26 protein-coding genes are annotated in these 25279 nt (G+C 59.2%); 20 read left to right on the forward strand and 6 right to left on the reverse strand.

All coding sequences use genetic code 11. The features are described 5' to 3' along the window. The first annotated feature begins 102 nt into the window (after positions 1-102). On the forward strand, positions 103-1137 hold the full coding sequence (hemE, locus tag NOR97_RS00415) for a uroporphyrinogen decarboxylase (RefSeq protein WP_170346261.1): 1035 nt from the start codon (positions 103-105) through the stop codon (positions 1135-1137). A gap of 80 nt (positions 1138-1217) precedes the next feature. Here the strand turns inward: hemE and NOR97_RS00420 are convergent, their stop codons facing one another. After that, entirely contained in the window at positions 1218-2312 is a 1095-nt protein-coding gene (locus NOR97_RS00420; RefSeq protein ID WP_257599893.1) for a CaiB/BaiF CoA-transferase family protein, read from the reverse strand. A gap of 165 nt (positions 2313-2477) precedes the next feature. Here NOR97_RS00420 and NOR97_RS00425 point away from each other — a divergent pair, with 165 nt between their 5' ends. From NOR97_RS00425 to uvrC, 6 genes are all read left to right on the forward strand, one after another. After that, on the forward strand, positions 2478-3407 hold the full coding sequence (locus NOR97_RS00425; RefSeq protein ID WP_170346263.1) for an ABC transporter ATP-binding protein: 930 nt from the start codon (positions 2478-2480) through the stop codon (positions 3405-3407). Continuing rightward, on the forward strand, positions 3404-4165 hold the full coding sequence (locus tag NOR97_RS00430; protein WP_170346264.1) for an ABC transporter permease: 762 nt from the start codon (positions 3404-3406) through the stop codon (positions 4163-4165). Before NOR97_RS00425 ends, NOR97_RS00430 begins: the two co-directional genes overlap by 4 nt. A 114-nt stretch (positions 4166-4279) precedes the next feature. Further along, the gene (locus tag NOR97_RS00435) at positions 4280-5077 is read left to right on the forward strand and encodes a S49 family peptidase (RefSeq protein WP_170346265.1); all 798 of its coding nucleotides are present in this window, start codon (positions 4280-4282) and stop codon (positions 5075-5077) included. A 171-nt stretch (positions 5078-5248) separates the two neighbouring features. Then, positions 5249-6211 carry a calcium/sodium antiporter gene (locus tag NOR97_RS00440; RefSeq protein ID WP_257600815.1) on the forward strand — a complete coding sequence of 321 codons (963 nt, stop codon included), beginning with the start codon at positions 5249-5251 and terminating at the stop codon, positions 6209-6211. 21 nt (positions 6212-6232) lie between these two features. Further along, positions 6233-7012, forward strand: coding sequence for an SDR family oxidoreductase (locus tag NOR97_RS00445; protein WP_257599894.1), 780 nt, complete (start codon positions 6233-6235; stop codon positions 7010-7012). Between the two features lie 290 nt (positions 7013-7302). Beyond that, complete coding sequence (uvrC, locus tag NOR97_RS00450; RefSeq protein WP_257599895.1) at positions 7303-9165, forward strand: excinuclease ABC subunit UvrC; 1863 nt, start codon at positions 7303-7305, stop codon at positions 9163-9165. Here the strand turns inward: uvrC and NOR97_RS00455 are convergent. Continuing rightward, a complete protein-coding gene (locus tag NOR97_RS00455; protein ID WP_257599896.1) occupies positions 9162-10046 on the reverse strand; it encodes a DMT family transporter in 885 nt (294 codons plus the stop codon). The two genes, uvrC and NOR97_RS00455, sit on opposite strands and share 4 nt — an antisense overlap. Positions 10047-10219: 173 nt before the next feature. Here NOR97_RS00455 and pgsA point away from each other — a divergent pair, with 173 nt between their 5' ends. From pgsA to NOR97_RS00475, 4 genes are all read left to right on the forward strand, one after another. Then, positions 10220-10888, forward strand: a complete 669-nt coding sequence (pgsA, locus tag NOR97_RS00460) for a CDP-diacylglycerol--glycerol-3-phosphate 3-phosphatidyltransferase (protein WP_170346269.1) — start codon at positions 10220-10222, stop codon at positions 10886-10888. Between the two features lie 3 nt (positions 10889-10891). Next, on the forward strand, positions 10892-11137 hold the full coding sequence (gene moaD, locus NOR97_RS00465) for a molybdopterin converting factor subunit 1 (RefSeq protein ID WP_010443581.1): 246 nt from the start codon (positions 10892-10894) through the stop codon (positions 11135-11137). A 3-nt stretch (positions 11138-11140) separates the two neighbouring features. Continuing rightward, on the forward strand, positions 11141-11584 hold the full coding sequence (locus NOR97_RS00470; RefSeq protein ID WP_170346270.1) for a molybdenum cofactor biosynthesis protein MoaE: 444 nt from the start codon (positions 11141-11143) through the stop codon (positions 11582-11584). A 204-nt stretch (positions 11585-11788) separates the two neighbouring features. Beyond that, positions 11789-12010: a PLP-dependent transferase gene (locus NOR97_RS00475; RefSeq protein WP_257599897.1), complete on the forward strand. Its 222-nt coding sequence runs from the start codon at positions 11789-11791 to the stop codon at positions 12008-12010. A 21-nt stretch (positions 12011-12031) separates the two neighbouring features. Here NOR97_RS00475 and NOR97_RS00480 read toward each other — a convergent pair whose 3' ends face one another. From NOR97_RS00480 to ubiA, 3 genes are all read right to left on the reverse strand, one after another. After that, complete coding sequence (locus tag NOR97_RS00480; protein ID WP_117870533.1) at positions 12032-12352, reverse strand: hypothetical protein; 321 nt, start codon at positions 12350-12352, stop codon at positions 12032-12034. Position 12353: 1 nt separating this feature from the next. Continuing rightward, on the reverse strand, positions 12354-14279 hold the full coding sequence (locus NOR97_RS00485; RefSeq protein WP_257599898.1) for an OmpA family protein: 1926 nt from the start codon (positions 14277-14279) through the stop codon (positions 12354-12356). A 64-nt stretch (positions 14280-14343) separates the two neighbouring features. Beyond that, positions 14344-15306, reverse strand: coding sequence for a 4-hydroxybenzoate octaprenyltransferase (ubiA, locus tag NOR97_RS00490; RefSeq protein WP_257599899.1), 963 nt, complete (start codon positions 15304-15306; stop codon positions 14344-14346). Between the two features lie 12 nt (positions 15307-15318). Between ubiA and NOR97_RS00495 the strand changes: the two genes are divergently transcribed. The 9 genes from NOR97_RS00495 (at position 15319) to NOR97_RS00535 (ending at position 24506) form a co-directional block, all read left to right on the forward strand. Further along, positions 15319-16044 carry a 16S rRNA (uracil(1498)-N(3))-methyltransferase gene (locus NOR97_RS00495; protein ID WP_170346273.1) on the forward strand — a complete coding sequence of 242 codons (726 nt, stop codon included), beginning with the start codon at positions 15319-15321 and terminating at the stop codon, positions 16042-16044. Beyond that, a complete protein-coding gene (locus NOR97_RS00500) occupies positions 16044-16889 on the forward strand; it encodes a GNAT family N-acetyltransferase (protein WP_257599900.1) in 846 nt (281 codons plus the stop codon). Before NOR97_RS00495 ends, NOR97_RS00500 begins: the two co-directional genes overlap by 1 nt. Further along, entirely contained in the window at positions 16889-17416 is a 528-nt protein-coding gene (locus NOR97_RS00505) for a hypothetical protein (RefSeq protein ID WP_257599901.1), read from the forward strand. The genes NOR97_RS00500 and NOR97_RS00505 overlap by 1 nt, the downstream gene beginning before the upstream one ends. 64 nt (positions 17417-17480) lie before the next feature. Next, positions 17481-18851: a glutamate--cysteine ligase gene (locus NOR97_RS00510; protein ID WP_170346276.1), complete on the forward strand. Its 1371-nt coding sequence runs from the start codon at positions 17481-17483 to the stop codon at positions 18849-18851. Positions 18852-18921: 70 nt separating this feature from the next. Then, the gene (pheS, locus tag NOR97_RS00515) at positions 18922-19995 is read left to right on the forward strand and encodes a phenylalanine--tRNA ligase subunit alpha (protein ID WP_257599902.1); all 1074 of its coding nucleotides are present in this window, start codon (positions 18922-18924) and stop codon (positions 19993-19995) included. Further along, a complete protein-coding gene (locus NOR97_RS00520; RefSeq protein WP_170346278.1) occupies positions 19992-20450 on the forward strand; it encodes a hypothetical protein in 459 nt (152 codons plus the stop codon). Before pheS ends, NOR97_RS00520 begins: the two co-directional genes overlap by 4 nt. 248 nt (positions 20451-20698) lie before the next feature. Next, entirely contained in the window at positions 20699-21502 is an 804-nt protein-coding gene (locus tag NOR97_RS00525) for a PHB depolymerase family esterase (RefSeq protein WP_170346279.1), read from the forward strand. Positions 21503-21580: 78 nt separating this feature from the next. After that, a complete protein-coding gene (pheT, locus tag NOR97_RS00530) occupies positions 21581-23977 on the forward strand; it encodes a phenylalanine--tRNA ligase subunit beta (protein WP_257599903.1) in 2397 nt (798 codons plus the stop codon). Between the two features lie 82 nt (positions 23978-24059). Further along, positions 24060-24506 (forward strand): YtoQ family protein, encoded by a 447-nt coding sequence (locus NOR97_RS00535; protein ID WP_170346281.1) that lies wholly within the window; start codon positions 24060-24062, stop codon positions 24504-24506. A gap of 50 nt (positions 24507-24556) precedes the next feature. On the opposite strand, the gene NOR97_RS00540 is transcribed toward NOR97_RS00535, so the two are convergent. Beyond that, complete coding sequence (locus tag NOR97_RS00540) at positions 24557-25255, reverse strand: glutathione S-transferase family protein (RefSeq protein WP_257599904.1); 699 nt, start codon at positions 25253-25255, stop codon at positions 24557-24559. Positions 25256-25279 lie beyond the last annotated feature (24 nt).

Consider the following 25279-nt stretch of genomic DNA (forward strand, 5'->3'; position numbering starts at 1 on the left):
ACAGCTTTAGTCGCGTCACATTGCCCTGACAATGGGGGCTGAGCTTGACAAATTGCCGCCGAAGGACGACCCGTTGCCAAAACCTGAATGCTGGGGGCGAACATGGCCGAGACAAAGAAACTGCTGCGGGCGCTGGCGGGCGAAGTACAGGATGTGCCGCCGATCTGGATGATGCGTCAGGCGGGTCGGTATTTGCCGGAATACCGGGCCACACGTTCTCAGGCCGGGGATTTCCTGTCACTGTGTTACAATCCTGAACTGGCAGCAGAAGTTACCTTGCAGCCAATTCGGCGATATGGGTTCGATGCGGCGATCCTGTTTGCCGACATCCTGCTGGTTCCACAGGCGCTGGGGGCTGACCTTTGGTTCGTGACCGGCGAAGGCCCGCGTTTGTCCACCATCACGCAGCAGGCCGAGTTTGATGCGTTGAAACCGGTTGACGCGATTCACGAGACATTGTCACCGGTTTACGAAACGGTGCGCATTCTGTCGCGGGAATTGCCGTCCGAGACCACCTTGATCGGATTCGCAGGCGCGCCGTGGACAGTTGCCACATACATGATCGCAGGGCGCGGCACGCCGGATCAGGGTCCCGCCCATGCGCTGCGCGAAGGTAATACTGCTTTGTTCGAGGCGCTGTTGGATCGCATCACCGCGGCAACGATAGAATATCTGTCCGCTCAGATCGACGCCGGGGCCGAGGTGGTCAAGATATTTGACAGTTGGGCGGGGTCTTTGAAGGGCGAAGCTTTCCGCAAATACGCGGTCGAGCCGTGCCGGGTGATCACGCACGCCATCAAGGAACGCCATCCCGGCATCCCCGTGATTGGATTTCCGCGGGAAGCAGGCGACGGGTACATAGGGTTTGCAAGGTCGACCGGCGTGGATTGCGTGGCGCTGGACAATTCCGTGTCGCCCGAATGGGCAGCTGAGAAGGTGCAGATTGATGGCTGTGTGCAAGGCAATCTGGCATCGTCGCACATGGTTACGGGCGGGCAGGCGCTGGTGGATGAGACCCGGCGCATCGTGCGCGCATTTTCCAAGGGGCCGCATATTTTCAACCTCGGCCATGGGATCACACCGGATGCAGATCCTGAGAATGTTCAGCTGATGATCGACACGGTGCGCGGCGGGTAGGGCGCGTGGGAGGGGGCCAGCCCCCTCTTGGCCGCTGGCCAATTCACCCCCGGGATATTTCCGGCCAGATGAAGCGTGCGTCAGGTGCTTTCGGGGGCTTGGAGGTCGCTCAGGATCTCGGTTGTGTGCTGGCCGCGAGCCGGGCTGGGCTTCGGTTGCCACCGGTGTGTGGAGAAGCGTGGGGCGGCGGCGGCCTGTAGGGTGCAGTCTGTCTTGCGCCAGGATTGACGGGCCGCATTCATCGGATGGGCTGCGGCCTCGTCGGGGCTGAGAACCGGGGCGACGCAGGCATCTGACCCGTCGAACAATTTGGCCCAATGGTCGCGCGGTCTGGATGAGAAGATCTCGGCCAGGCGCCGGGTCAGGTCGGGCCAGAACTTGCGGGTGTATTGTTGTTGGAACGCCGGGTCATGGGACAGGCCCAGGATTTCCAGAAATCGGGCGTAGAATTTTGGTTCGAGGCATTGGACCGAAACAAATCCACCATCCGCGCAGGCGTAGGTTCGGCTCCAATGCGGGCCGTCCAGCAGGCTTTGGCCGCGGGTCTCGGACAGGTTGCCGGTTTGGCGCATGGTCATCAGAAGGTTCATCATATGGGCCGAGCCGTCGTAGATGGCGGCGTCAACCACGGTGCCTTTTCCGGTTCTTTGCGCGTTGATCAAACCTGCCAGGATGCCCGCGACAAGGTACATGGCGCCTCCGCCGATATCGCCGACCAAAGTGGCCGGGGTTTGAGGCGGCTGATCCGGGAGAGAGGCGTACCAGAGCGCACCGGACAAGGCGATGTAATTCAGGTCATGTCCTGCCGTGTCGGCCAGCGGACCATCCTGCCCCCAGCCTGTCATGCGGCCGTATATCAGTTTTGGGTTGCGGGTTAGGCAAAGATCCGGGCCAAGACCCAGCTTCTCCATCACACCGGGGCGAAAGCCTTCGATCAGTGCATCCGCCGTGTCAATCAGGCGGCGGGCGGTCGCCAGATCTTCGGGATCCTTCAGATCAAGCGCGATCGATCGTTTGCCGCGGTCCAGAAGCGAGCGGTCCGGCATGCCCGGTGTTACTGCCTGGCCTTTGCGATGGATCGTGATGACGTCGGCGCCCAGATCAGCAAGCTGCATGGCGGCAAAAGGGCCGGGGCCCAGCCCTTCGATTTCGACAATACGTATTCCATTCAGCATCAGCGCCCTCCGTTGTGGCAGAGTTTGCGGGTGGGTTGACGGATTGCAAGTTGGAATTGAGCATGGTTCTGACAACCACTAGAAAATGCGCAGCACGTTGTGCGGAATTGCCCTGTTACAGGCTGGTTCCGCGCGATAGGGTCTCGGTCGGAACGGGGAACGGATATGACGACCATTTTGTCCATCAAAGATCTTCGCAAATCTTACGCCGATGGGTTCGAGGCGCTGAAGGGTGTGTCTCTGGATATTGAAGAGGGTGAGATACTTGCGCTTCTGGGACCAAATGGCGCCGGGAAGACAACCCTGATTTCGACGATTTGCGGGATAACAAACCCGACCTCGGGGGTGGTCACGGTTGGTGGACATGACATCCAGTCCGACTATCGCGCAGCGCGCAGGATGATCGGGCTTGTACCGCAGGAGATCGCGTTGGAGCCCTTTGAAAAGGTCTGGAACACGGTTCGGTTGTCGCGCGGGCTGTTCGGCCTTGGCAAGGACAACGCGCGGATCGAAGAGATTCTGCGCAAGCTGTCCCTATGGGACAAGCGCAATAACGCGATCAAGGAATTGTCCGGCGGCATGAAGCGGAGGGTGCTGATCGCCAAGGCCCTGGCCCATGAACCCCGGGTGCTTTTTCTGGACGAGCCAACTGCCGGAGTGGATGTCGAGTTGCGCAAGGACATGTGGGAGCTTGTGGCGGAACTGAAACGGGACGGTGTCACCATCATTCTGACCACACATTATATTGAAGAAGCAGAAGCAATTGCGGATCGCATTGGCGTCATCGACAAGGGAGAGCTTTTGCTGGTGCAGGACAAGGCCACACTCATGTCGCAGATGGGTAAAAAGCAGATCGAAGTCATGCTGACCGAACCCATCGATCGGATCCCCGACAGTCTGGCCAGCCACAATCTTGCCCTCAATGGCGTGGGGGATTGCCTGATCTATACCTACGACACCCATGCGGATCGTACCGGCATAACGACCTTGCTGAATGACGTGTCCGAGGCCGGGTTGGTGTTGCGCGACGTGCAGACCAGGCAATCAAGCCTGGAAGAGATTTTCGTCAATCTGGTATCCGGAGAGGCCGCATGAACTGGACCGCGATTGCTGCCATCTACCGGTTCGAAATGGCCCGTTTCTTTCGCACTCTGGCACAGAGTTTTCTGTCGCCGGTTCTGTCAACTTCGCTTTATTTCGTGGTGTTTGGCACTGCCATAGGCAGCCGTATCCAAGAGGTCGAGGGCGTTTCATACGGTGCGTTCATCGTGCCGGGGCTGATCATGTTGTCGGTGGTGACATTGTCGATTTCGAACGCGTCGTTCGGGATTTATTTTCCCAAGTTCCTGGGCACCATCTACGAGCTGTTGTCCGCTCCGGTCAATTTCATCGAGATCGTGATCGGATATGTCGGTGCCGCCGCAACGAAGGCGTTGTTTGTTGGGTTGGTGATATTGGTCACAGCGACGTTTTTTGTCGATATTCGGATCGAGCATCCATTCGCCATGGCGGCGTTTCTGATCCTGTCCTGTCTCAGCTTTTCGTTGCTGGGATTCATCATCGGTATCTGGGCCAGCAACTTCGAACAGATGTCGCTGGTGCCGCAGTTGGTGGTAACGCCACTGATCTTTCTGGGGGGTACGTTTTATTCGATTTCTATGCTGCCCCCATTGTGGCAGACCATCACGCTGTTCAATCCCGTGGTCTATCTGATTTCGGGTTTCCGCTGGTCCTTTTACGGGCTGGCAGATGTGCCGATCGTTTTCAGCCTTGTTGCCATCGTCGCTTTTACAGGGCTGTGCCTGGCGGTCATCGGCTGGATATTCAAAACCGGCTGGCGCATTCGCAGCTGACCCTCGCCAAGGCGTTGCATTTTTGCCCGCCGGGTGTGGGAATTTGGTTCACGTCGCGTTTAACGCCGGCAGAGTCCCTTGTTTACGGGTTGGGGGCACTCTACATCGGCACCCATGAAGCTCAGCCTGCCGTTTGTAAAAAAGCACCCTTGCGTGGCCGTTGTCCGTTTGTCCGGTTCCATTGGAATGGCCGGTCCCGGGTCCTTGAACGACACCACCCTGGCCCCGGTTCTCGACAAGGCGTTTCGAAAGGGAAAACCTGTGGCTGTCGCGCTCGAGATCAACTCTCCGGGCGGGTCGCCCGTACAAAGTTCTCTGATTGGCGCCCGAATTCGGCGTTTGTCGCAAGAGCTGGACGTGCCCGTGATCGGGTTTGTCGAAGATGTTGCGGCATCCGGAGGGTATTGGCTGGCTGCCGCTGCGGATGAGATCTGGGCCGATGACAGTTCGGTTCTTGGCTCGATCGGAGTCATTTCGGCAGGTTTTGGCGCGCATGTCTTTCTGGCGCGGCAGGGGTTCGAGCGGCGGATCCATACGGCGGGCAAATCGAAATCGATGCTGGATCCCTTCTCGCCGGAAAAGAAAGAGGATGTAGCGCGCCTGCAAGGGCTGCTGAGCGATATCCATGAAAACTTCATCGCGCATGTCAAAGCCCGCCGGGGTGACAAGCTGGATCAAACGGCCGATCTGTTCACGGGTGAAATCTGGCTGGCGCGTCGTGCGCACGAACTGGGTTTGATCGACGGTATCGCCCATCTGAAACCCAAGATGCAGGAGCGCTTTGGCGACAAGGTCAAGTTCCGCCGTTATGGCGTGCGAAAACCGATCTGGTCGCGGTTCGGGGCCAGCCTGGCACAGGATGCCATTGCCGGATTAGAGGAGCGTGCGGCCTACGCGCGTTTCGGTTTGTGACGTGATCATCAAGGCTGTCACACTTTTTCTGATCGGCATGGGCGTCCTGGCGATGTTCGGAAAACTGCGCTTTCCGGGGCAGAAGAAACTGAGTTCCGCCAAGTGTCCGCGCTGCGGACGGTTTCGCATAGGCAAAGGCCCCTGCGCCTGCGAAAAAGGAGGTCGGACTTGATCACCACTTGGCTGCTGTCTGGTCTTGGGCTGTTGATCCTGCTGCTTGCAGGCGATGCGCTTGTGCGCGGTGCTGTAAACCTGAGCCTGCGTCTGGGTGTTCCGGCGTTGATCGTCAGCCTTACGATTGTGGCCTTCGGCACGTCTGCGCCCGAGTTGCTGATCGCCATCAGCGCATTGAAAGAGAACGCGCCCGGTATTGCGCTGGGCAACGTTGTCGGATCGAACACGGCCAACATCCTGTTGGTTCTTGGACTGCCCGCATTGCTGGCAACGCTTCACACAAGTGAATGTGACAGCCGCAGGAATTACGTCTTCATGCTGCTGGCGACGGTTCTGTTCATCGGGCTGGCTTTTTGCGGAACATTCACCTTCTTCAGCGGTCTGATCCTGCTGGCGGCGTTGAGTCTTGTCCTGATGACTGCCTTTCGTGAGGCAAAAGCACATCGCAAGGCCTGTGGTGAGGCTTGCGCGGATGACGACGAGCTTGAAGGCTTGGAGGAAGCCGACCCTGACATGCCCTACTGGAAGGTATCGATTTACCTGATCCTGGGGTTGGTGGGGCTTCCGATGGGTGCGCACTTACTTGTCGACAACGCGACCGTCATCGCAAGAACCTATGGGGTCAGCGAAACGGTCATCGGCCTGACCCTGATCGCGGTTGGAACCTCTTTGCCCGAACTGGCGACGACGCTTATGGCGGCATTGCGCAGACAGGCCGATGTCGCGCTGGGCAACGTGATCGGCTCGAACATGTTCAACCTTCTGGCCATCATCGGGATCGCAACCTGGTTCGGCCGTATTCCGGTCGATCCGGAATTCCTTCGGTTCGATCTGTGGGTCATGCTGGGCGCATCGCTGCTGCTGGTTCCGTTTGTATTCCTCAAACGCGACATCTCGCGCGTCTGGGGGTTGGTGTTGACTTTCCTTTATGTGCTTTATGTCATCGTACTGCTGGTGTGATCTGACCAAACGAGGTGAAGCATGACCCGAGCCCTAGTCACCGGCGCCGGTATTCGTCTGGGCCGGGCCATGGCACTGTATCTGGCAGATCGTGGTTTCGATGTGGCGGTGCACTATGCCTCATCCGAAGGTCCGGCGCAGGAGACGGCGGCAGAGGTACAGGCCCTGGGCCGGAAATCCGTGACCCTGAAGGCCGATCTGCTGGATGAAGCTCAGGTTCAGGCGCTGCTGCCCAAAGCGGCCGAGGCGCTGGGCGGGCCGATCACGTGTCTGGTGAACAACGCATCGATCTTTGAATACGACAACATCCGCACGGCAACCCGGCAAAGCTGGGATCGACATCTCGACAGCAACCTGCGCGCGCCCTTTGTGCTGACGCAGGCCATGGCAGATCAGGGGCTGAGCGCTGGCGCAGATGAGAATGGCGAACCGCTTGCAACCGGCCTCATCATCAACATGGTGGACATGCGTGTGCGCAAACTGACACCCGAGTTCATGTCATACACCATCGCAAAAATGGGTTTGTGGGCACTGACCCGAACGGCGGCGCAGGCATTGTCTCCGACGATCCGCGTCAATGCGATCGGGCCGGGCCCCACGATGCAGGGCCACCGCCAAAGCGAAGAGCATTTCCAGGCACAGCGTTCAAATACCGTTCTGGAACGGGGATCCAACCCGTCTGACATAACCGCAGCGCTTGGGTATTTTCTGGATGCACACGCGGTCACCGGACAGCTTTTATGTGTGGACGGCGGTCAGCATCTGGGTTGGAAAACACCGGATGTTCTGGGTGTAGAATAAGTAATTTTGCTGCAAGTTTTGCACCGCTCTCAATCCTGTTACATGTGCGTTACAAAAATGTCTTTTTTTTCATACACTTGCTAAGTATGCAAAAAAATATCCTTTAAAAACAAGCCCTTGATAAGTTGCCTATTTTTTGTGCAAGTAAAGGAAAGGGCAAGGAAACAAGGGGATTTCCGATCTTCCGGAATTTTATCTTCACACTTATCCACAGAAACCGTGGATTTGTTTTCTCTTGATCTGAAAGGCATGAGATTGCAGCCATTGCCAGAGAATCATATCTCAGGATCATGACCAGCGACAGCGAATCATCCCCTACCGGCTATGCCTGCATTCAGCGCTATGTGAAAACGCTGGACAGTTCTCCGGGTGTCTACCGCATGCTCGATGCAGACAGCCGGGTTCTGTATGTCGGCAAAGCCCGAAATCTCAGGGCACGGGTGTCGAATTACACACGGCCGGGTCATTCGGGGCGGATCGAAAAGATGATCGCCGCGACGGCCTCGATGATGTTTTTGACCACGCGAACCGAGACCGAGGCCCTGCTGCTGGAGCAGAACCTGATCAAGCAGCTCAAACCCAAGTACAATGTATTGTTGCGGGATGACAAAAGCTTTCCGAACATCCTGGTCGCCAAGGATCATGACTTTCCGCAGATCAAGAAACACCGAGGGGCGAAGAAGGAAAAAGGTGCCTATTTCGGCCCCTTCGCCAGTGCCGGTGCGGTGAACCGGACGCTGAACCAGTTGCAAAAAGCGTTCCTGCTGCGCAACTGTTCGGATTCGATGTTCGACAGCCGAACGCGGCCATGCCTTCTGTATCAGATCAAACGGTGTTCCGGGCCGTGTGTCGGCCTGATTTCGAAGCAGGATTACCGTGAAAGCGTGAAGGACGCCGAACGCTTTCTGTCGGGTCGCTCGACCAAGGTACAGGAGGAACTGGCCGAGCAGATGATGGCCGCATCCGAGGCGATGGAGTTCGAACGCGCCGCCGGTCTGCGTGACCGCATCCGGGCGCTGACGCAGGTGCAGACTTCTCAGGGTATCAACCCGCGCGGTGTGGCCGAGGCGGACGTGATCGGCCTGTATATGGAAAGCGGTCAGGCCTGCGTGCAGGTGTTTTTCATCCGTGCGAACCAGAACTGGGGCAACAAGGATTTCTATCCGCGCGTCGGGCCGGATGTTTCACCTGCCGAGGTGATGGAGGCCTTTCTGGGCCAGTTCTACGACAACAAGGAACCGCCGCGGCAGCTGATCCTGTCGGACGGAATCGAAAACGTGGATCTGATGCAGCAGGCGCTGGCCGAAAAAGCCGGGCGCAAGGTCGAAATCCTTGTGCCGCAGCGTGGCGAAAAACAGGAACTGGTTGCCGGTGCCTTGCGCAACGCACGCGAGGCTCTGGCCCGCCGCATGTCGGAAAGTGCCACGCAGGCCAAGCTGCTGCGCGGGCTGGCCGAGGCGTTCGAACTGGACGGTTCGCCGGGACGGATCGAGGTCTACGACAACTCTCATATCCAAGGCACCAATGCTGTCGGCGGCATGATCGTTGCGGGCCCCGAGGGATTCATGAAGAACGCTTACCGCAAGTTCAACATTCGCGGTGATGATCTGACACCGGGTGACGACTTCGGCATGATGAAAGAGGTGCTGAACCGCCGCTTCACCAGATTGCAAAAGGAAGACCCGGACCGCGACAAAGGGCTGTGGCCCGATCTGCTGCTGATCGATGGCGGTGCCGGGCAGGTAAGCGCCGTGCATCAGATCATGGTCGAACATGGGGTCGAAGACATTCCCATGGTCGGCGTCGCCAAAGGGGTCGACCGCGATCACGGCAAGGAAGAGTTCCACCGGATCGGCCAGCGCCCCTTTGCGCTGAAACGCAACGACCCTGTTTTGTATTTCATTCAACGTTTGAGGGATGAGGCGCACCGGTTCGCCATCGGCACCCATCGTGCGAAACGCGCCAAGGCCGTGGGTGCAACGCCTTTGGATGAAATCCCAGGGGTAGGGGCTGCGCGCAAGCGTGCTCTGTTGGCCCATTTCGGCAGCGCCAAAGCCGTCAGCCGGGCCAATCTGGCCGATCTGAAAGCGGTCGAAGGGATCTCGGCCGGGTTGGCGCAGAAGGTTTACGACTTCTTCCACGACAAGGGCTAGGCGCGCCGACCCCGCGACAGGATATAGAGGCCCGACGCGACGATCAGCGCGCTGCCGATCCACATGGTAGGGTCCAGGCTTTCACCGAACATGGCCACCCCCAACCCGATGCCGAACAACAGCCGGGTGTATCTGAACGGGGTCACGGCAGACACTTCACCCGTGCGCATGGCCTTCATCAGCGACGCATAAGCCATTACGCCCATCAGCACCGCGCCGGTCAGGTGCAGGCTTGTGTGCACGCTGAGCGAGACCATCGGCGCGCCTTCCCAAAACCGATAGGCCACGCCGGCCACGATGATGCTGAGGAAGCCGTAAAACCCCAGGACTTCGGTTCCAAGCGTGGCGGGTGCTGCACGGCTGGCCAGGTCACGCCCGGCAAACCCCAGCATTCCCAGCACCGCCAATATCGACAACAGCGAAAAACTGTCTCCGGTGGGTTGCAGGATGACGACGACGCCGATCATGCCGACAAAGATGGCGCTCCAGCGCCGCCAACCCACTGTCTCGCCGAAGAACAGCGCCGCGCCTGCAACAACGACCAGAGGCGTGGCTTGCAGAATCACAGTGGCCGAAGACAACGGAGTCAGTGCGATGGCCAGAACATAGAACAACCGACCAAAGACCTCGAACAGCACCCGAATTTTCATCGGGCGGGACAGAACGTCAGGGTGCAGCAGCCGCTGCCCGCGCGCCAGGGCCACCGCGGCAAATACCACGGACCCGCCCGCGCCGAAAAGAACCAGAACCTGCCAGATCGGCAGCGCGGCTGAGGCGGCTTTCAGCAACGCATCCTCCAGCGCAAAACCGGCCATCGCGGCGACCATCCAGAGGCTGCCGATCATGTTTGACCGTGTGTCGGTTTGAATATGCGCTGTCATCTGGTACTTTCCGGCTGGGCTTGCGCGGCAATCTGACCGCAAAGCCGGGAAAGGCCAAGAGGTACTGTTCTGAGACGTCAGGCCTGCGGCGCTTTGACCAAGCGATTGTGAGTGATGAAGTTTTTTGCCTGATTGGCTTTTCTGTTCCGGACCAGCAATATAGGGTCCAAGCCATGAAGTGGAATTTACCCAATCTCCTGACTGTGCTGCGCCTGCTGGCCGCGCCCGGACTGGCTGTAATGTTTCTGTATTTCACCCGTCCCTATGCGGACTGGTTTGCACTGATCCTGTTCCTGACAGCGGCGATTACCGATTGGTTCGATGGGTATCTGGCCCGCGCATGGAAGCAAGAGACCAAAATCGGAGCGATGCTGGATCCGATCGCCGACAAGGCCATGGTAGTGATCGCGCTTATGATCCTTGTGGGCTATTCGACCGAGCACTGGACACCGTGGCTTGTCCTTCCTGCAACCGTGATCCTGTTTCGCGAAGTTTTTGTCTCGGGCCTGCGGGAATACCTGGGCGATGTGGCCGGCACGCTCAAAGTCACCAAACTGGCGAAATGGAAGACCACGGCCCAGATGGTCGCCATCGCGGTTCTGTTTTCGCAGGGCATCTTTGAACACTATGCCGTGATGGCGAGTTTTGGCATGGATGCCGAGCTGGTCGAGCAGATCATTGCGGGGCAGGTCGAAGACGTGAACCACCTGCGCCTGAATGTCGATGGTATGTACTGGGCCGGTCAGGTCGGGCTGTGGCTGTTGTGGATCGCGGCAACGCTTACATTGATCACCGGCTATGATTATCTACGTAAAGCCATGCCTCATCTGAAGGAGAGCTAACCGATGGATGTTCTGTATTTCGCCTGGGTGCGCGAACGCATCGGCTTGCCAAAAGAAAAGGTCGAAACGCAAGCGGCCACGGTCAGCGACCTGGTGGCTGAACTGAGCGCTCGGGAAGATCGCTATGCCGCGGCGTTTGCCGATTTGTCCGCCCTTCGCGTCGCGTTGGATCAGGAACTGTCAGATTTCGATGCTTCGCTGGCAGGTGTTCGGGAAGTTGCGTTTTTCCCACCTATGACGGGCGGTTGACCGATGCGGATCGCGGTTCAGGAAGAGGCATTTGATCTGGGGGCCGAGGCCAATGCCTTTGCCGCCGGGGATGATGCCAACGGGGCCATCGTTACTTTCACCGGCGTTGTGCGTGACCTTGCAAGCGGTGATCTGGATGTGATGGAGATCGAGCACTATCCCGGTATGACCGAACGTGCCCTGACCAAGATCGCCCAAGAGGCGCAGGCGCGTTGGGCATTGGGCGATGTGCTGGTCATTCACCGTTTTGGACGTCTGGCACCGGGTGACAAGATCATGATGGTGGCCACGGCGGCGCCCCATCGCAAGGACGCGTTCGAGGCGGCCGAATATCTGATGGACTACCTGAAATCCCGCGCGCCGTTCTGGAAAAAGGAAATTACCCGTTCCGGCGCCGAATGGGTTGCGGCCAAAGATCAGGACGAAGACGCTCTGACCCGTTGGTAGCGTCGCGCGGCCACCGCGGTGGTTCTGGGATCCGAGCGGTTTCAATTCTTCTCTGGACGCCGGTTCACGAGCCTGCACCAAAGCCGTGAAAATGGATCGATAGGATGGCGGCAAGCACCACGGATTGAATCACTAAGGCCTTGCGACACAGACAATTCATTCGGAAAAAGCCTGGCCCCGACCAGCGGTGCGTTTGCCCGGCAGATGATCGATAAACTCCGGATCGTTCACTATGCCGTGTCGCTTGGCCATCATCGCAGTCTGATATTCTGGATGGGAACCGAAGCTTTGATGCAATCGTCCTTCCGATTGGAAGGGGTGCAATTGGCACGTTATGGGAATTGCGCAGTGGATGATGTGTTTAGGCTGTCGGTTGGTCTGGAAGACCCCGAAGACCTGATTGCGGATTTGGCGCAGGTCCTGTGAGCCGTCCGGGACGGCGGTCGCTCAGTCGGCGTTGTTGATCCGACCGCGCATTTCCTCGGCCTCTTGCCGCGCGGCGCGCAGACCGTCCATGGCTGCGGCCAGTTCTGCCTCTGTCTGGGTCAGCTGATTGGTCAGCTCGGCTTCGCGCTGCTGAAGGTAGGTTATGGCCTGATCGCGGGTTTCTTCCGCTTCGTGCAGTTCCTGGCTCATGCGATCCAGATCAGCGACGTCGCTTTGGCGGACGCGGGACAGGCGGTGTGCCAGCCAGTTGGCAAACCAACCCATGCAGAAGGCCGCAAACAGAATGACGGCTGTGGCGATGATGAATTCGGTTCTGTTCAACTTACTGGTCCTCTGCATCCGCATCAGGTGCGGTCGTTTCGGTCTGATCCGTTTCAGGCGCGTCAGCCTCGGCCTCAGCCTCAAGCGCTTCGAGACCTGTTTCCGCGGCCTCGACAGGCTCGGGGCGGATCAGCCGGAACTCGATCCGCCGGTTTTCCTCGCGGCCTTCTTCGGTGTCGTTGTCCGCGATGGGCTGTGTTTCACCGTACCCGACGGCAGTATAGCTGCTGGTGGGAATGCGCCGCCCGCGCAGCTCGTTCAGAATCGATTGCGCCCGTGCCTGGCTGAGCTGCTGGTTCATCTCTTCGCGGCCCTGGCTGTCCGTATGGCCCTGGATCTCCAGCCGGATCGGCCCGCAGTCACGCAGGATGTCGGCGATCTGGTTCACCGTATCGCGCGAGTCGGATGCGATCGTCGCCGATCCGGGTTCGAACGCAATTTTGCTGACGGTCTGGATTTCGGCGATCTGCGCTTCGCAGACTTCAGGATCGGGCAGCGCGTCTTCGGGCTCTGGCGGCGGCTGATAAGTGATCGTCAGGGTGAATTCCTGCCCTTCGCCCAGCTTGTCCGACAACTGACCTGCGATCCGGGCCTTGGCATCCTCTTCATGGCTGAGGCCAGTCAGTTCGACCGAGCCTGGTGTTACGGTCAGGGCCCCGTTGTGAAGCTGGGCCAACGCCTCCAGGCCGGCCAGAACACGCACCGGCCAATCTGCCGGAAGCCCCGGCGCGATGCGGGTCGCGGTATAGACCTGATCCGAGCCGAAGGCCGCGCGGGCATAGCTGTCGACCATGTCCCGCAACGTTTCATCCCCCAGACGCCCTCGCAGTTGCACAAGCCCTTCGGGGCTGCGGGTCGCCGAGAACTCGATGGGCCCGGTCTGTTCGCTGGTTTCAGGTTCCGGCAGCACGGCATGCAGGGCAAAGACCTGAGGCAACGCTGTTTCAAGTTCACCTACAACCCGGTCAAACAAGGCTGGATCGGTGCCTTGTGCCGCGACCAGGGTGATGTCCGCATCCGACATCGTGACCGAGCCTTTGCCGATTCTGGCCAGTGCCCGAATGCTCTTCTCGGCGGCTTCGGCCCAGCGTGGCGAAGGCTCGCCCAGACCGATGGTGCAGGAATATGGCCCCGACAAGCCGGCATCGCGCGCAGCGGTCACGATCCGGTCGCGCGCTTTTGCATCCTGTGCCGAGCAGGCGTCAAATTGCCCACCGTCTTCGTTGATCAGAAAACGCAGCGTAAAGGGCGTAATGACGGGCCGGGGGGCCGAAATCGCCAGCCCGATCCGCAGGCTGGGCGGCGCGGCGCGGGTCAGATCTTGTTCGAGACGTTGTTTTTCCTGTTGGCTGTCCGCAATGGCGGTGATTTTGACCAAATCGGCGTTTGCGGAGATTTTGGCACGCGGCAGGCTGGCCAAAGCCTCGATGGCATAGGATATCGCTGCATCCCAACCGTCGGGCTTGGGGTAATCCGCCGTTTCCATCAGGTCCGAGACCGCGATGTTGCGGTCGAGATTGCTCAGCCGTCTGATCAGGTCGTCCCTGTCTTCACTGGCGGGGATCAGACCGATGATCGAGATACCGTGTTCATTGCGCAGAATTTCTGCCGAAAAGCGTGGTGACGCGAGGGCAGAGGTCGCTTCGACCTCCATTTCGTCGATTACGCGGGACGCATCGACCTCGGTTCCGGCTGCGGTCAGTGCGTTGAATCGTGTCGCCTCATCCGGTGCAATCCCGGTCAGGACCACGCGCAAGCCGTCTGACTCGACCTCGGCCCAGTCGTGCCCTTTGAGGTCAAGCGCCCGGCGCACGGCGAATTCCGATGTCTCTTCGATCTTGGTGACGGCATAGCTGGCTGCCAAAAGCGACAGCCCGGCTGACACAAGAAAGATCAGGGAAACAACGATAAAATACGGCAGACGCATATTTGGGTTTGACACTCCTCAGGCGGTTGGGCCGATCTTTACAGGCCCCGTTCAGCAGGTGCAATCAGAGCAACAGGGCGACGCAGAGGAAGATCAGCGGAATCAAGCCAGTGTCGCGGTTGACCCTGAACAATTGCAACAGCCTGGCATTGTCTTCGATGTCCAGCGCGCGGAGTTGCCACATCATGTGCCAGCCCATTGCCCAAGGCCCACAGAGCGCAACACCCAATGCCAGCATCGAGGCATCCGGCACCCCTGCATCGACGATGGCCAGCCCCATCAGCGACACGGTCGCCACCAAAAAATACTTCAGCCACCGCGCTGTATCGGCTCCGAACAGACGAGCGGTTGATTTGATGCCGATCAGTTCGTCATCCTCGGCATCCTGATGCGCATAGATGGTGTCGTAGAACAGGGTCCACGCGATTCCAGACAGGTACAGCGTCACCGCTGGCCATCCCACGGAACCGCTATGCGCCGCCCAGGCCAGAAGGGCGCCCCAGTTGAAAGCCAGCCCGAGGAACACCTGAGGCCACCACGTAAACCGTTTGGCAAACGGATAGATTGTCACGGGCAGCAGGGACAGTACGCCCATGGCGATTGCCGCCTGATTGAAGCTGAGAAGGATGCCAAGCGCCAGAATGCATTGCAGGACCATCCACGCTGCGGCCTGCCGGACACTGACCTGACCCGAAGGAATCGGGCGCGAGCGAGTGCGTTCGACCTGCCCGTCGAATTCCCGGTCCGTGATGTCATTCCAGGTGCAACCGGCGCCCCGCATCAGAAAGGCCCCGAATGCGCATCCCATAGCGATCCAAAGATCTTCCCAACGTGGCTGACCGTCGTTCAGGATCGCCAGCGCCAGCCCCCACCAACAGGGAATCAGCAGCAGCCATGTCCCGATGGGCCGGTCCGCGCGGCTGAGGCGCAGATAGGGGCGGGCAAAGGCCGGGGCACGGGTGTCGACCCAGTTGCCACTGACGGCATCAGCGACTTGACTATCTGGTGTTGGGGCATTGCCTTGCATATGTAGGGTCTCATGAGTGCGAAGATCAGACTGTATGTAGAGCAGCCCTTGGGTCAGGGGCAATCGGTTCCTTTGACGCGCGACCAGGCGCACTATCTGTTTGGTGTCATGCGCCTTGCGGTCAAAGGGCAGGTCGCCCTGTTCAACGGACAGGACGGAGAGTGGTTGGCCGAAGTCTCGGAGGCGGGGAAACGCGGCGGGACGCTGACCTGCCTTGAGCAGACGAAACCGTTGCAGATGCCGCCCGATCTGTGGTTCCTGTTTGCACCGATCAAAAAGGCCCGCACCGATTTCATCGTGGAAAAAGCCGCCGAAATGGGCGCGGCGCGTATCATGCCGGTGCAGACCGAGTTCACCAATTCCGAACGCATCCGACAAGATCGGTTGCAGGCCCATGCCGTCGAGGCGGCCGAGCAATGCGGCGGAACCTTCGTGCCCGAGGTTGCCGATTTGCAGCGGTTGGATCGGCTGCTGGATGCATGGCCCGAAGATCGACAACTGATGTTCTGCAACGAAGCCGAGGTTGGATCGGCCCTGCGACTGGCCGCCAATGAAAAAGGACGGCCCTGGGCGATTCTCATCGGTCCCGAAGGAGGGTTTTCCGACAAGGAACGCGCGCGTCTGACGGGGTTGCCCTATGCGCATGTTGTCAGCCTTGGCCCGCGTATCCTGCGGGCTGACACGGCGGCAGTCGCTGCGCTGACCATGTGGCAGCAGGCGCTGGGGGATTGGGCGTAATGTGGCGCGCAGCACTACAGAAGGATGTTCCAGAAGTTCAGCGGTTTTTGCGCCTCCACCTCCAAAGCTCGATGTTTCCTTTGGGCAATTTGGAAGATTTCGGTCTGGGTGGTTCCCATCCTCGGGGCATGTCGTTTTGGTTGCTGGGTAACCCGCTGCGCGGTGTCTTGGGTATCACCAATGAAGGAATAGTCTTTCCGCAATGCCCCAACGTGAAGCGTGCAGAGCTTTTTGCCGCCTGGGATTTGATCCAAAACCGAGCTGTCTCGGGAATCATCGGTGAAACGGCGCAGGTTAGAGACTTCGTCAAAATCGCAGGTTGGCGAGACAGGCTGACGGGTCTCAATGACGATGAACCGGCATTCTCACTTAACCTGAACAACCTTGTTGTTCCTCAAATGGAAGATGTGCGCCTTGTTCCGTTGGCCGGAGTGGATCGCAATCAAGTGATTGCCTGGCGGAAGCAATACCTTCAGGAAACGCCGGGTTTGCTTCACAAAGAACTGGACAAGCAGGCCAGAGAAGACCTGAAACGTTATCTGGAGCGCGACAGTCACAGAGCCCTTATCTACAAAGGACAACCGGTTGCGATGACAGGCTTCAATTCGGCGCTTTCGGATGTCGTTCAGGTAGGTGGTGTATTTACCCCTCGCGAGCTGCGCGGGCGAAGTTATGCGCGCACCGCTGTCGCTTTGCATTTGAAAGAGGCGCGCGAGGCAGGTGTGAACCGAGCCGTCTTATTTGCCGCTTCAAATGCGGCCGCTCGTGCTTACATAGCGATTGGATTCATGCCGGCCGGTTCGGTCTCACTGATTCTGTTCAACGATCAAACGGATTCCGCGTAATGAGCTTTTTTCGACCAGAGGCAAAACTGGCACTTTGGCGCTGGCGTGAAGTTTTGGTCTCGGTTTTTGTCCTGATCCTTGGCGTCAGTTGGGTCAGCGGGCCGGGTGGGTTGCTGGCCTGGGTCGGTTGGTTCCTGATCGTCGTGTCCGCGGCATTGGCCGTGATCGGCATACAGCGCGCACGGTTCAGAACCGGCGCAGGCGGGCAGGGCGTCGTTACGGTTGATGAAGGGCAAATCACTTATCTCGGCCCTCTGGATGGCGGCATTGTTGCGACACGAGAAATGGAACGGCTTGCACTTGATCCAACCTCCAGTCCGGCGCATTGGGTTCTGGATCAGCCTGGGCAACCGACGCTTCACATTCCTGTGAACGCTGAAGGAGCCGAAGCTCTGTTCGACGTTTTCTCAAGCCTGCCGGGCTTGAAAACCGAACAAATGCTGTCTGAACTCAACGGCAGATCGCCGCATAAGGTCGTTATCTGGGAGCGTACGCCCTCGCGCCCTGCACACCTTCGGCTGCATTGACACCGGCGCGGTTTGCCCCCACGACTGGCCAAAAGACAGACACATCAGGATCGGAGCACGGTTCATGTCCATCCCTCAGTCCGGCGGCGGTCCGATCGAACGCCACGAGCAATTGGCCGAATATCTGGAGTCGGGCTGCAAGCCCAAGGCAGACTGGCGCATCGGCACCGAGCATGAGAAATTCGGCTACTGCAAGGACACGCTGAAACCGTTGCCCTTCGAGGGCACCCGTTCGATTGTGGCCGTGCTGGAAGGTTTGCGGGATCGGCACGGTTGGGCCGAAGTCCGTGAAGCGGGTCATCTGATCGGTCTGGAAAAGGACGGCGCCAATGTCAGCCTGGAGCCGGGCGGCGCGCTGGAGCTGTCGGGTGCTCCGCTCGAGACCATCCACGAAACCTGCGATGAGGTGAACACCCACCTGCGTGAGGTGAAGGACATCGCAGATGAGATCGGCGTAGGTTTCATCGGTCTGGGCGCGGCACCGACCTGGACACACGAGGAAATGCCGTTGATGCCCAAGGGGCGGTACCGGCTGATGAACGACTATATGGAGAAGGTCGGCACTATGGGCCGCGCCATGATGCGGCGGACCTGCACGGTTCAGGTCAACATTGATTTCGGGTCCGAGGCCGACATGGTGCAGAAACTGCGCGTGGCGCTGGCCTTGCAGCCGGTGGCAACGGCGTTGTTTGCGAACTCGCCCTTTTTCGAAGGCAAGGTAAATGGCCAGAAAAGCTGGCGCAGTTACATCTGGCGGCATCTGGACGATGCGCGTACGGGCATGCTGCCTTTCGTGTTCGAAGACGGATTTGGGTTCGAACGTTACGTGCAATACGCGCTCGATGTTCCGATGTATTTCGTCTATCGCGACGGCCAGTACATCAATGCGCTGGGCATGTCTTTCCGCGACTTCCTGAAAGGTGAACTGCCCGCCTTGCCGGGGGAAACGCCCACGCTCAGCGATTGGGCCGATCACCTGACCACCGCCTTTCCCGAGGCACGGATCAAGAAATTCATGGAAATGCGCGGGGCCGATGGTGGACCATGGCGGCGCCTGTGTGCCTTGCCCGCCTTCTGGGTTGGCCTGACTTACGATCAGACGGCCCTGGACGCGGCCTGGGATCTGGTCAAAGGCTGGGACACCGAGACCCGCGAGGCGCTGCGTGTCGCGGCGGCCAAGGACGGGCTTCAGGCACAGGTCGGCAACATCAACATGCACGATCTGGCGCGTGAGGTTGTTGCGATCTCCGAGTCCGGCCTGAAAGCCCGCGCCTATCCCGGGGCCGGTGGACTGGTGCCGGACGAGACCCATTTCCTCAACGCGCTCAAGGACAGCATCCAAAGCGGGAAAGTGCCTGCGGATGAGTTGCTGGAACACTACAACGGCGACTGGAACGGTGATCTGACCCGGATTTTCCCCGAATACAGCTATTGATCCGCCCGGTCCCGCTTGCATTCGCGGGGCTGGCCCGATAGCAGGTTGGCGACCAAATTCAGAGGGCGTCATGGACGATCTTAAGGCAAAATATCTGGGCCAAATCACCGAGGCAGGCGACGAGAACGCGCTTGAGGCGATCCGCGTCGCCGCCGTGGGCAAAAAAGGCGAAGTCGCGCTGAAGATGCGCGAGTTGGGTAAAATGACGCCCGAGGAACGCCAGGTGGCAGGCCCCGCGCTGAATACCCTGAAGGATGAGATCAACTCGGCCCTGTCCGCCAAAAAGGCCGCTTTGGCCGATGCCGCGCTGGATGAACGTCTGCGCACCGAATGGCTGGATGCCACCCTGCCGACACGCCCGCGCCGTCAGGGCTCGATCCACCCGGTCAGCCAGGCGACCGAGGAACTGACCGCGATCTTTGCCGAACTGGGCTTCTCGGTGGCCGAAGGGCCGCGGATCGAGACCGACTGGCACAATTTCGACGCGCTGAACATCCCCGGACACCACCCCGCGCGGGCCGAGATGGACACGTTCTATATGCACCGCGCCGAGGGCGATAATCGCCCGCCGCATGTTCTGCGCACCCATACGTCTCCGGTGCAGATCCGATCAATGGAGCTGCAGGGTGCGCCGATCCGCGTGATTTGCCCGGGCGGCGTCTACCGCGCCGATTATGACCAGACCCACACGCCGATGTTCCATCAGGTCGAGGGGCTGGCCATCGACAAAGGCATCTCGATGGCGAACCTGAAATGGGTTCTGGAAGAGTTCGTAAAGGCCTTCTTCGAGGTCGACGATGTCGAACTGCGTTTCCGCGCCTCGCACTTCCCCTTCACCGAGCCGTCGGCCGAGGTCGATATCCGCTGTTCCTGGGATAACGGTCAGCTGAAGATCGGCGAGGGCGACGACTGGATGGAGATTCTGGGTTCGGGTATGGTCCACCCCAAGGTGATCGCCGCGGGCAACATTGACCCCGAGGTCTATCAGGGCTTTGCCTTTGGCATCGGTATCGACCGTCTGGCGATGCTGAAATATGGCATTCCAGATTTGCGGGCGTTCTTTGATTCTGACCTGCGCTGGCTGCGGCACTATGGGTTTGCGGCGTTGGATATGCCGAACCTGCATGGTGGATTGTCAAGGTGACTTGGGAAGCTGCGCTTATCGGGTTTTCGGGTCTATGTTTGAGTGCAGCCAGTTTCCTTTTTGGAAAAATTTTCTCTCAGTCCGAGAATATCTTAGAGCGTAAGCGAACTGCCTACAGGGACTTTCTAAAGTTCTGCCCAAGCCCGAATGAAGCCCACTTGCCAAACCAAATTTCGTCAATAGAAATGCAGCGCGAGATAGGTATTCTCACGTTGTATGCGTCGGCGGATGCTTTGAAGTTTGCAGGAGAGTATTTCCGGACATTTGCTGATGCTCAGGAAGAGTTGGTTGACGTCGAGATCGCAGGGCACCCAACGTTCATCAAGGTAATGACAGCCTATAATCGAATGGTTTGGGAAATGCGAGCTGATGCCATGACATGGTCCGTTTTTGCCCCAAACCGAAAGGGTCGGAAATACAAACCTAGCATGAGCCCGGAAGACCTTGAGAATTAGACTATATGCGAGGTGCATGGCGCGGAGCAAAGGCCGATAGGCCGCCGCGCCATCGCCAGACCGCCCGCATGGGCTGGCGATTTGTCTCCGCCAGCGCACCGCTCGAACAGTGCACGGATTTGGCTGGAATAAAGTGCCCACCACAAACTAAGGATCGCCACCCCACGGTCTGGCGATGGCGCGGCTTGTTACATTGCCCCACGGGCTTGTGACGTGACTCGGCGCTCAGGCTGGGTAGGGTCAGGCCCATGATCTATCGACTGCTTCTCCTTCTGATGACAGCCACACCGGCCTTTGCCATGGGGCCTTGGAATACCGAATGCCACGGCGATACCGCTTGTCAGGTTGGCGACCGTTCGTACCACGTGCTGGAGCCGGACGGGTGGGATGGCGATACGCCTCTGCCGGTTCTGCTGCATTTCCACGGCTGGGCGCGGCAGGGGACTGTGGTGGTGAACCACGAACGCATTGCGGGCGCGACCAAGCTGCGCGGTGTGTTGCTGGTCGCCCCGAACGGGTTGGGCAAAAGCTGGGATTTCTGGACATCGGATACGGGCGATGTGCCCTTTGCTGACGCGGTGCTGGAAGATGTCGCCAAGCGTTATCCGATTGATCCCGAACGCATCTATGTCTCGGGCTATTCCTATGGCGGTGCGATGGCGTGGCGCTATGTCTGCCAGTCGGGCAATGACATCTCCGCCTTGCTGGCCGTTGCGGGCAGCATCCGCCAGACCGAAGATTGCCCCGAAGCCCCGCGCGAGGTGCGCCACGTGCATGGGCTGGACGATACGGTGATGGGTTTTCCCTTTGGACCGGGCGGCGATACCACCTATCCGGTGGCGCTGTGGAAAGCGAAGTTTGACTGCAACGGCGCAACCCCGCGCGGGGATTGGAGCGTGAGACCGTTCCTGACGCTCAGCCGTGTGGAATGGACCGATTGTGCGCAGGGGCAGGTGGTGCTGGACACCCATCCGGGCGGGCATTTCATCCCGCATGGCTGGATCGGGCGGCAACTGGACGAGCTTTTGGGCCGCACCCCCACCTATCCGTGACCCGCAGCGCTTGCACCTTGGCGCATTCTTTGTCATTGCCTGTGCCGACTGGATGTTTGCCAAAAAAGGCCCCGAGCAATGAAATTCACTCTGTCCTGGCTGAAAGACCACCTCGATACCGATGCGTCGGTTGATGAGATCACTGAGGCGTTGACCGACCTTGGCCTTGAGGTCGAAGAGGTCATCAACCCGGCTGACAAGCTCAAGGACTTTACGCTGGGCTATGTGAAACACGCGGAAAAACACCCCGACGCCGACAAGCTGCGCGTCTGCAAGGTGGACACGGATGAAGGCGAATTGCAGATCATCTGCGGCGCGCCCAACGCCCGCGAAGGGATCACTGTCGTCGTCTGCAAGCCGGGCATGTATATCCCCGGATTGGACCTGACGATCAGCGTCGGCAAAATCCGCGGTGTCGAAAGCTTTGGCATGATGGCGTCCGAGCGCGAGCTGGAATTGTCGGACGAACATGACGGCATCATTGAATTGCCCTCGGGCGAGGTCGGTGACAGATTCGTTGATTGGCTTGCCGAGAACGACCCCGCCAAGATCGATCCGGTGATCGAGATCGCGATCACTCCGAACCGGCCGGATGCGCTGGGCGTGGAAGGCATCGCGCGTGATCTGGCGGCGCGTGGGATCGGCACTCTGAAACAGCGCGATTACGTGCCGGTGCCAGGCGATTTCGAAAGCCCGATCAAAGTATCGATTGACGAGGATACGCTGGATGGTTGCCCGCATTTCACGGGCCGCCTTATCAAGGGCGTCAAGAACGGCCCCAGCCCGCAGTGGTTGCAGGATCAGTTGAAGGCGATCGGGCTGCGTCCGATTTCGGCGCTGGTGGATATCACCAACTACATGACCTTTGACCATAACCGCCCGCTGCATGTGTTTGACGCGGACAAGGTGCAGGGCAACCTTCGCGTTCATCGCGCCAAAGGCGGTGAAACCCTGGTGGCGCTGGACGAAAAGGAATACACGCTTCAGCCCGGCATGATGGTTATTTCCGATGACAAAGGGCCGGAATCCATCGCAGGCATCATGGGCGGTCAGGAAACCGGCTGCACCGAGGACACTGTGAATGTGTTCCTGGAAAGCGCGTTCTGGGATCATGTGCAGATCGCGCTGACGGGTCGGGCGCTGAAGATCAATTCGGACGCGCGGTATCGGTTCGAACGCGGCGTGGACCCTGAATACACGCTGGAAGGGCTCGAGCACGCAACCCAGTTGATTCTGGACATCTGCGGCGGTGAAGCGTCCAAAGTGGTCGAGGCAGGCAAAGCGCCGAACCACGCGCGTGCGTACAAGCTGGATGCCGAACGGGTGCAGTCTCTGGTCGGGATGGACATTCCCGAAAGCGAGCAGCGTCAGACGCTGACCCGTCTGGGTTTCCGTCTGGAGGGCGAGATGGCCCACGTGCCCAGCTGGCGCCCCGATATCATGGGTGAGGCCGATCTGGTGGAAGAGGTCGCACGGATCGCCTCGTTGACCAAATTGCAGGGCAAGCCCTTGCCGCGTGTCACCGATGGTATTCCCAAGCCGGTGATGACACCGATGCAACGCCGCCAGTCCATGGCGCGCCGCACCTGCGCTGCGCTGGGTTACAACGAATGCGTCAGCTATACGTTCATCGATCAGGCTTCGGCTGCTTTGTTCGGTGGCGGGGATGACGCGACCATGCTGGAAAACCCGATCTCGTCCGAGATGAGCCACATGCGCCCCGATCTGCTGCCCGGATTGTTGCAGGCCGCGGCGCGCAATCAGGCACGCGGATATGCCGACGTCGCCCTGTTCGAAGTCGGACCTGTTTTCCATGATGGCGAACCCGGCGACCAGAAAACCCAGATCGCCGGCCTGCTGGTTGGCCGCAACGGCCCCAAGGATGTGCACGGGGCCTCGCGCCCGGTGGATGTCTTTGATGCCAAGGCGGATGCCGAGGCCGTTCTTGCGGCGATCGGAGCACCGGCCAAGGTACAGATTCTGCGCGACGGCGATGCCTGGTGGCATCCGGGTCGTCACGGCAAGATCTGCCTGGGGCCGAAAAAGGTGCTGGGTGTCTTTGGTGAACTGCACCCGCGCGTGTTGCAGGCGATGGATATCAAGGGTCCGGCAATGGCCTTTACGATCTGGCCGGACGAGGTTCCCTTGCCCCGCAAGTCCGGTGCCACACGTGCCGCATTGGAATTGCGTGATTTGCAAGCGGTCGAACGGGATTTTGCCTTTGTCGTTGATGAAAGTGTCGAGGCGCTGACATTGGTGAACGCGGCAGCTGGTGCCGATAAGGCACTGATCGAAGATGTGCGTGTCTTTGACGAATTCATCGGCGGCAGCTTGGGTGAAGGGAAAAAATCTCTGGCCATCACAGTACGTTTGCAGCCCGCGGACCAGACGCTGAAGGAAAAGGACATCGAAGCGGTGGCCGAAAAGATTATCGCCAAAGTCTCCAAGGCGACCGGCGGTGTTCTGCGGGGCTGATGCAGGGCCGCCTCCGGCGGGAGTATTTCAGAAAAGATGAAGGGGCGGTGGCGCCCTTTTGCGTGTTTACGGAGGACGAAAGATGCTGAACGTGTACCTCTCTGGCGAAATCCATACCGATTGGCGCGAACAGATCATCGACGGCGCACAGGGGTTGGATATCACCTTCAACGGCCCGGTGACGGACCACGCGGCAAGCGACGATTGCGGCGTTGCCATTCTTGGGGAAGAGCCGAACAAATACTGGCATGACCACAAGGGTGCGATGGTCAACGCGATCCGGACCCGCAAGGGCATTTCGGATGCTGACGTGGTGGTTGTCCGGTTTGGCGACAAGTACAAACAGTGGAACGCGGCTTTTGATGCGGGCTATGCCGCAGCGCTGGGCAAATCCATCATCGTGCTGCACGGTCCCGACCATCAGCACGCGTTGAAAGAAGTTGATGCAGCCGCGTTGGCCGTGGCGGAAAAGCCCGCGCAGGTGGTCGAAATCCTGCGGTATGTGCTGACGGGCGCACTGCCGGGCTGAGCTTTGCGAAGAGGGTGCCAGCTTTGGCACCCTTCCTATCGCGAAACCGTTTAAGCGCGTGCGGGTACGGTCTTGCCGCGCTGCACCGCCGGGCGCTGCATGAAACGGTCGACATAGGCGACGACATTGGCGTAGTCGTCCCAGCCGACAACCTCTTTCGCGCCATAGAAGTCCAAAGCATTCAGCCAGGGGGCAAGAGCGATATCGGCGATGGAGTAACCGCCTGCGATCCAGTCCCGCCCGTCCAGTTGCATGTTGACCACGTTCAGAAGGCGTTTGGCCTCGTTGATATAGCGTTCGCGCGGTCGGGGGTCTTCGATTTCGCTGCCTGCGAATTTGTAGAAAAAGCCAAGCTGACCAAACATTGGTCCCACGCCCCCCATCTGGAACATCAGCCATTGTGTAATGCGATGCTTGTCTGCTGCGCTTTGTCCCAGCAACTTGCCTGATTTCTCGGCCAGATACAGCAGGATCGCGCCGCTTTCGAACAGGGTCAGCGGCTTACCGTCCGGCCCGTTGGGATCGATGATGGCGGGGATTTTGTTGTTTGGGTTCAGCGACAGAAACGCGGGGCTTTTGACATCCGCATCCGATAGCGTCACCAGATGGGGCTCATAGGGCAGGCCGGTTTCCTCCAGCATGATCGACGCCTTTACGCCGTTTGGAGTCGGATAGGAATACAGTTGAATCCTGTCCGGGGATTGCGCGGGCCAACGCGCCATGATCGGATGAGGGTTGTTGTCCAGCATTGGGGGCTCCTGTTTGGGTGTCTG

The sequence above is a fragment of the Ruegeria sp. YS9 genome (assembly GCF_024628725.1).
In the GTDB taxonomy this organism is placed as follows: Bacteria; Pseudomonadota; Alphaproteobacteria; order Rhodobacterales; family Rhodobacteraceae; genus Ruegeria; species Ruegeria atlantica_C.